Raw genomic sequence first — 6,228 nt, 5'->3', positions numbered from 1 at the left:
GACTTCCTGCGCAGCAACCACCTGCCCCCACCCCCCGCCCTCCCCGGACCAAGCCGCCCAACTCCCCGCAAAGGGAGGCCACTCTCCGCCCCGCCCCACGGAATTCCGAGGGGCACGCAGCAGGGAGCGGGCACAATGGCGTAGAGATGGTCGGCCGTCCGGAACCGGGGGGCCAGGGAATGGAGGCCCGGGGTGAGCGATCTTCCGCGCAAGGCAGTGACCCGCACGGCACGGCTCGCCGCCCTGCCGCTGGGGATAGCCGGTCGCGCCACGCTCGGCCTGGGCAAGCGGATCGGCGGCCGCTCCGCCGAGGTGGTCACCGCCGAGCTCCAACAGGCCACCGCGGACCAGCTGTTCAAGGTCCTCGGCGAACTCAAGGGCGGGGCGATGAAGTTCGGGCAGGTGCTGTCCGTCTTCGAGGCCGCGCTGCCCGAGGAGGTCGCCGGGCCGTACCGGGCGGCGCTCACCAAGCTGCAGGACGCCGCTCCCCCGATGCCCGCCGCCAAGGTGCACACCGCGCTCGCCCAGCGGCTCGGTGACGACTGGCGCGGGCTGTTCCGGGAGTTCGACGACCGGCCCGCGGCCGCCGCCTCGATCGGCCAGGTGCACAAGGCGGTCTGGCACGACGGCCGCACGGTCGCCGTCAAGGTGCAGTACCCAGGTGCGGGGGACGCGCTGCTCGCGGACCTCTCGCAGCTGAGCCGGGTGGCCTGGCTGCTGGGCCCGCTGATCCCCGGGCTGGACATCAAGCCGCTGATCACCGAGCTGCGCGAGCGCGTCTCGGAGGAGCTGGACTACGAGCTGGAGGCGCAGGCCCAGCGCCGCCACGCCGAGGAGTTCACGGACGACCCGGACATCGTGGTGCCGGGCGTGGTGGCCCAGGCCGACCAGGTGCTGGTCACCGAGTGGATGGGCGGCACCCCGCTGGCCGAGGTGATCGCGGGCGGCACCCAGGAGGAGCGCGACCGCGCCGGGCAGCTGCTGGCCCGGTTCCTGTTCGCCGGCCCGTCCCGGACCGGCCTGCTGCACGCGGACCCGCACCCGGGCAACTTCCGGCTGCTGAAGGACGACGGCCCGGTGTCGGGCTGGCGGCTGGGCGTGCTGGACTTCGGCACGGTGGACCGGCTGCCCGGCGGGCTGCCGGCCCCGATCGGGGCCTCGCTGCGGATGGCGCTGGCCGGGGACGCGGCGGGCGTGCTCCGGATGCTGCGCGAGGAGGGCTTCGTGAAGCCCTCGGTCCGGCTGGACCCGGACGCGGTGCTGGACTACCTGCTGCCGATCATCGAGCCGGCCGCGGTGGAGAACTTCCACTTCACCCGGACCTGGATGCGGGCCCAGGCGGCCCGGATCGCCGACCCGCGCTCGCCCGCCTACAACCTGGGCAAGCAGCTGAACCTGCCGCCCGCGTACCTGCTGATCCACCGGGTGACGCTGAGCACCATCGGGGTGCTCTGCCAGCTGGGTGCCAAGGCGCCGTTCCGCGCGGAGATGCTGGAGTGGCTGCCCGAGTTCGCCGGGCGGCCGTCGGCAGAGCGCGCGGAACCCGCCAACCCCGCCACCCCCACGAAGCCCGTGAAGCCCGTGAAGCCCGCCAGGACCACCGAACCCGCCCGGGTCCGCAAGGACTGACCCCGACAGCGCGACAACGGCCGCAGGCCGCTCCCCCGACGACGGGGAGCGGCCTGCGGCACGACGGGGGTGGTTCAAGGTCCGACGGCGAACCGGTGTCCGGCCGTGGACCGGAGCCGGCAGGGGCCTGTCGAGGACGGGCCCCCGGGCCGGCGGGGCCCTTCTTCAGCGCTGTATCAGCGCTACATCAGCGCGACGGCGAGCGCCTTGCGGGCGCGCATCGAGGCCCGCTCGGCCCGCTGCCTGAGCTTGCGGGCCCGGGCCACCCGGCTGACGAGCCGTTGGTTCTCGGCCTCGTGCAGCCTGTCTTGCATATGGGCACGGGCCAGGGATTCGTGGAGGAGTTGCATCTCGAGGATCCTGTTCTGGGTCTGACGTTCGGTGGCCTGCTCGGCGCGGGCGGTGGGATCGACGGCGGCGGGGTTCATGTCGTGGTCCTGCTCGTGGTGCTTGCTCGGGGACGTGATGCGGGCTGCGGCGTCGGCCTTGGCGGCGGCGATCCGCACGGATCGGCGGAGGGCGCTGTCCAGCGGGGGCTGCTCTCCCCGGCGGACGACCCTGGCCTCGTGGGCGGGGTTCATGCCATGACCTCGGTCTTGCGCGGACGGCCACGGGGACGCTTGCGCGCCACCACGACGCCCTGGACGAACAGCTCGCCACCCCAGACGCCCCACGGCTCGCGCCGCTCCAGGGCGCCGGCCAGGCAGGCCTCCTTCACCGGGCAGGTGCCGCAGAGCGACTTCGCGTACTCGACGTCGGCCGGCGTCTCCGCGAAGAAGACCTCGGGGTCGAAGGCGCGGCAGGGGATGGGGAGACCGAGGGACTCGGCCTGCTCGATCGAGCTGAGCTGCATGGAAGGAACCTCCGGGGGGTCGGCCTGGTCGGCCTTGGTGATCTGGCTTGTCGGCGGTACGGACGGGGTGGGCGGTGTGATGACCGTGGACACTGTGGGCGTCTTCCTCGTCTTTTCTCAGTGGTTCCGGCCCAGGTGACTGGTGGTGCTGGGCCGGAGGCCCCGGAGGGCCTGGGTGGTCTTGCGTACCGGACAAAACAGAAGGGCCGCGGATCCCGGTGTGACGGGTTCCGCGGCCCTGGAGGTGCCGACCTGAGGCTGGCTCAGGTTCGTTCTCTCCAGGGTTCAGGGCCGCGGAAGGCCTGCATCCGGATGGCCTCGGCGCCCGTGAAGGCGGCCATGGCCTGGTTAATCTGCTGCTCGTTCTGCTTCTGGGCGTTTCCGGCACCGACGACCTGCGCATAGCCGCCATGCATGGCGGCGGCTACTGCTGCCTTCGGTGCCTGGGTCGGTCGCTCGTCGCGCAGGGAGCACGACGTACCGAACGACGCCCAGTCACGGGACAGACCGGTCTCGACAAAGGTGCCTTCGAAGCTCCTGCCGCCCGTGAGGCACAGATCAGTGTGTCCAAGACCACTGACAACGGGAGCGGAGACACCGGTGGTGTCGAGACCCAGACCGGTTCCACCGAGCTCGGCGAGCGCCCGCAGACGGGCGGCACGCAGGGAGGCAGCGACAACGGTCTGGCCAGTCATTTTGGTGATCATGATGTTTCCCACTGTCTTCGCCTCCTCTCGGCGTCTCGCGGAGCCTGGTCTCCCTGGCTCCGAATGTTCGGATGTCTGTCTCGGTAAAGCTCTCGGGCGAGGGGCATCGGCACAGGTTTCACCCCGTGCGACCGCGTCCCCTTGACCGCTCCGGCAGGCTATTGCGCTCCCGGTACGCGGCGCAAACTATTTTTCACGCGAGTTCTTCGGCACGTCACACGACGGGTTCCGAAACCCTCGGAGCGGCCCCTGGGACCGCGCTCGGACCTGCTCAGGCCTGATCGGCCGGACCGCCGTCCTCGACGTCGTCCGGATCCTCCTCGGGCTCCTCCCCCGCACACAACGAGAGCACGGCGGCCCCGTACTTGTCCAGCTTCATCGCGCCGACCCCGGAGATGGCCGCCAGCTCACCGCGGCCGGCGGGCACGTCCTCGGCGATCGCCATCAGCGTGGCGTCGGTGAAGACCACGTAGGCCGGCGCGCCCTGCTTCTTCGCCTGCCGGGCCCGCCACTCGCGCAGCCGCTCGTACAGCCCCTCGTCCATCGTGGACGGGCAGTCCTCGCAGCGGCGCAGCTTGCGCTCGACGGCCTCGGTGAGCACCTTGTCGCAGACCCGGCACTTGACCGGTCCGCGGGCCCGCCGCGCGGCGGAGCGCTCGCCGGGCTCGACGCCCCCCCGCCCGCCGCGCGCGCCGGTGCGCGCGCCCGGGGCGGCGGAGCCGGGGCGCAGCCCGTCCAGGAAGCGGGTCGGCTTGCGGCTGGCCCGGCCGCCCGGGGAGCGGGAGAGCGCCCAGGAGAGGCTGAGGTGCTTGCGGGCCCGGGTGACGCCGACGTAGAGGAGGCGGCGTTCCTCCTCGACCTGCTCGTCGGTCTTGGCGTAGATGATCGGCAGGGTGCCCTCGGTGAGGCCGACCAGGAAGACGGCGTCCCATTCGAGGCCCTTGGCGGCGTGCAGCGAGGCGAGCGTGACGCCCTCGACGGCCGGGGCGTGCTGGGCCGCGGCGCGGGCGTCCAGCTCGGCGACGTAGGCGGCGAGGTCGGTGGTCTGGCCGGCCGCGGTGCGGGTGCGCTCGAACTCCTCGGCCAGCCGGACCAGGGCGGCCAGCGACTCCCAGCGGTCCCGGACGGCGCCGGAGCCGGCCGGGGGCTCGGCGGTGAAGCCGCGGGTGGCCAGGACCGCGCGGACCTGGCCGGCCAGGTCGGGGGCGTCGTCGGTGAGCGGGTCGGAGGCGGCCCGGGCGGCGCCGCGCAGCAGCACGCCGGCGTCCCGGACCTCGGGGCGCTCGAAGAACCGTTCCGCGCCCTTGAGCTGGTACGGCACGCCGAGGTCGGCGAGGGCCTGCTCGTAGACCTCGGACTGGCCGTTGGTGCGGAACAGCACGGCGATCTCGCTGGCGCGCACCCCGGCGGCGAGCAGGTCCTTGATCCGGCGGCCGGTGGTCTCGGCCTCGGTGGGCTCGTCCTCGTACTCGGTGTAGACCGGCTCGGGGCCGGCCTCGCGCTGGGAGACGAGCTCCAGGCGGTGCCGGGCGGCCTCGCCGCGGGCCTGGGCGAGCAGTCCGTTGGCGAGGTGGACGACCTGGGGGGTGGAGCGGTAGTCGCGGACCAGCTTGACCACCGTCGCCTCGGGGTGCCGGGTGCGGAAGTTGAGCAGGTAGTCGGGGGTGGCGCCGGTGAAGGAGTAGATGGTCTGGCTGGCGTCGCCGACGACGCAGAGGCTGGCGCCGCCGTCGGGGCCGGTCCACCGGTCGAGCAGGCGCTGCTGGAGCGGGGAGACGTCCTGGTACTCGTCGACGGTGAAGTGCCGGTACTGGGAGCGGACCTGGTCGGCGATGTCCGGGCGGTCCTCCAGGATGGCGGCGGTGAGCAGCAGGACGTCCTCGAAGTCCATGCTGCCGCGGCGGCTCTTGGCCTCCTCGTAGACGCGGTAGACCTGGGCGGTCTCGGCCGGGTCGCGGGGGGCCTCGCGGCCGGACTTGGCGACGGCCGCGGGGTAGTCCTCGGGGGCGATCTGGGTGACCTTGGCCCATTCGATCTCGGCGGTGAGGTCGCGCAGTTCGGTGCGCTGGACGCGCAGCCCGCAGCGGCCGGCGGCCTCGGCGACGAGCTGGACCTTGCGTTCCAGGAGCTGGGGGACGGGGCCGCCGACGGCGCGCGGCCAGAAGTACTGGAGCTGGCGCAGCGCGGCGGCGTGGAAGGTGCGGGCCTGGACGCCGTCGGCGCCGAGCTGGCGCAGCCGGCCGCGCATCTCGCCGGCGGCGCGGGCGGTGAAGGTGACGGCGAGGACCTGCTGGGGGTGGTAGACGCCGCTGCGCACGCCGTAGGCGATCCGGTGGGTGATGGCGCGGGTCTTGCCGGTGCCGGCGCCGGCCAGGACGCAGACGGGACCGTGCAGGGCGGTGGCGACGGCGCGCTGCTCGGGGTCGAGCCCGGCGAGCACCGCATCCGGGCCCGTGTCGGCACCGGGGTCGGCCCAGGGGGAGCCGTGGGGGCCGTCGTAGGGGCTGCCGCTCAAGAGGTCTTCCTGCATGCGTTCCATCCTCTCAGCCCGGGGGGACATCGCGGACGGGGTTGTCCACAGGCCTGGTGCGATCGCAGGATGATCACTCCGCGCGACGGTCGACGGCGCTCCGGAATGTCCGCCGCCCGGTGGACGTTCCTGCCGGAGACCGTACGCCCCCCTCTTTCGAAGGAGCCCCCTCGATGTCCGGCACCGTGACGATGTACAGCACGACCTGGTGTGGGTACTGCAACCGACTCAAGAGCCAGCTGGACCGTGAAGGCATCGGCTACACCGAGATCAACATCGAGGAGGACCCGGCGTCGGCGTCCTTCGTCGAGTCGGTGAACAACGGGAACCAGACCGTCCCGACGGTGCTGGTGACGCCGGTGGGCGGCGGCGAGCGGGTCGTGATGACCAACCCGAGCCTGCTGCAGGTCAAGAAGGCCCTGGCGTCCTGACCCCACCGGGTCCACACCCGCCGGGCGCGAACCCGCCGGGCCCGGGCCCGACCGGCCCCGGCCCGGGCCCCGCGGGCC

Annotated in this window: 6 protein-coding genes; 2 read left to right on the top strand and 4 right to left on the bottom strand. The window is 73.0% G+C overall.

Annotated features, from left to right (window positions below; all coding sequences use genetic code 11):
- Nucleotides 1–192 precede the first annotated feature (192 nt).
- Nucleotides 193–1,629, top strand: coding sequence for an ABC1 kinase family protein (locus tag ACFU7Z_RS34375; RefSeq protein WP_380781879.1), 1,437 nt, complete (start codon nt 193–195; stop codon nt 1,627–1,629).
- Nucleotides 1,630–1,811: 182 nt separating this feature from the next.
- On the opposite strand, the gene ACFU7Z_RS34370 is transcribed toward ACFU7Z_RS34375, so the two are convergent.
- From ACFU7Z_RS34370 to ACFU7Z_RS34355, 4 genes are all read right to left on the bottom strand, one after another.
- The gene (locus tag ACFU7Z_RS34370) at nt 1,812–2,210 is read right to left on the bottom strand and encodes a hypothetical protein (RefSeq protein WP_063780373.1); all 399 of its coding nucleotides are present in this window, start codon (nt 2,208–2,210) and stop codon (nt 1,812–1,814) included.
- A complete protein-coding gene (locus ACFU7Z_RS34365) occupies nt 2,207–2,575 on the bottom strand; it encodes a WhiB family transcriptional regulator (protein WP_369808359.1) in 369 nt (122 codons plus the stop codon). The genes ACFU7Z_RS34370 and ACFU7Z_RS34365 overlap by 4 nt, the downstream gene beginning before the upstream one ends.
- A gap of 170 nt (nt 2,576–2,745) precedes the next feature.
- A complete protein-coding gene (locus tag ACFU7Z_RS34360) occupies nt 2,746–3,201 on the bottom strand; it encodes a hypothetical protein (protein ID WP_049659087.1) in 456 nt (151 codons plus the stop codon).
- A gap of 259 nt (nt 3,202–3,460) precedes the next feature.
- Nucleotides 3,461–5,629 carry an ATP-dependent DNA helicase UvrD2 gene (locus ACFU7Z_RS34355; protein WP_380781881.1) on the bottom strand — a complete coding sequence of 723 codons (2,169 nt, stop codon included), beginning with the start codon at nt 5,627–5,629 and terminating at the stop codon, nt 3,461–3,463.
- 263 nt (nt 5,630–5,892) lie between these two features.
- Here ACFU7Z_RS34355 and ACFU7Z_RS34350 point away from each other — a divergent pair, with 263 nt between their 5' ends.
- Nucleotides 5,893–6,150: a mycoredoxin gene (locus ACFU7Z_RS34350; RefSeq protein ID WP_049660517.1), complete on the top strand. Its 258-nt coding sequence runs from the start codon at nt 5,893–5,895 to the stop codon at nt 6,148–6,150.
- The last annotated feature ends 78 nt before the right edge of the window (nt 6,151–6,228 follow it).

It is taken from the genome of Kitasatospora sp. NPDC057518, assembly GCF_042802075.1.
GTDB lineage: Bacteria > Actinomycetota > Actinomycetes > Streptomycetales > Streptomycetaceae > Kitasatospora.
Note: the sequence above shows the minus strand (reverse complement) of the source record. Positions and strands in the feature narration are given on the sequence as shown.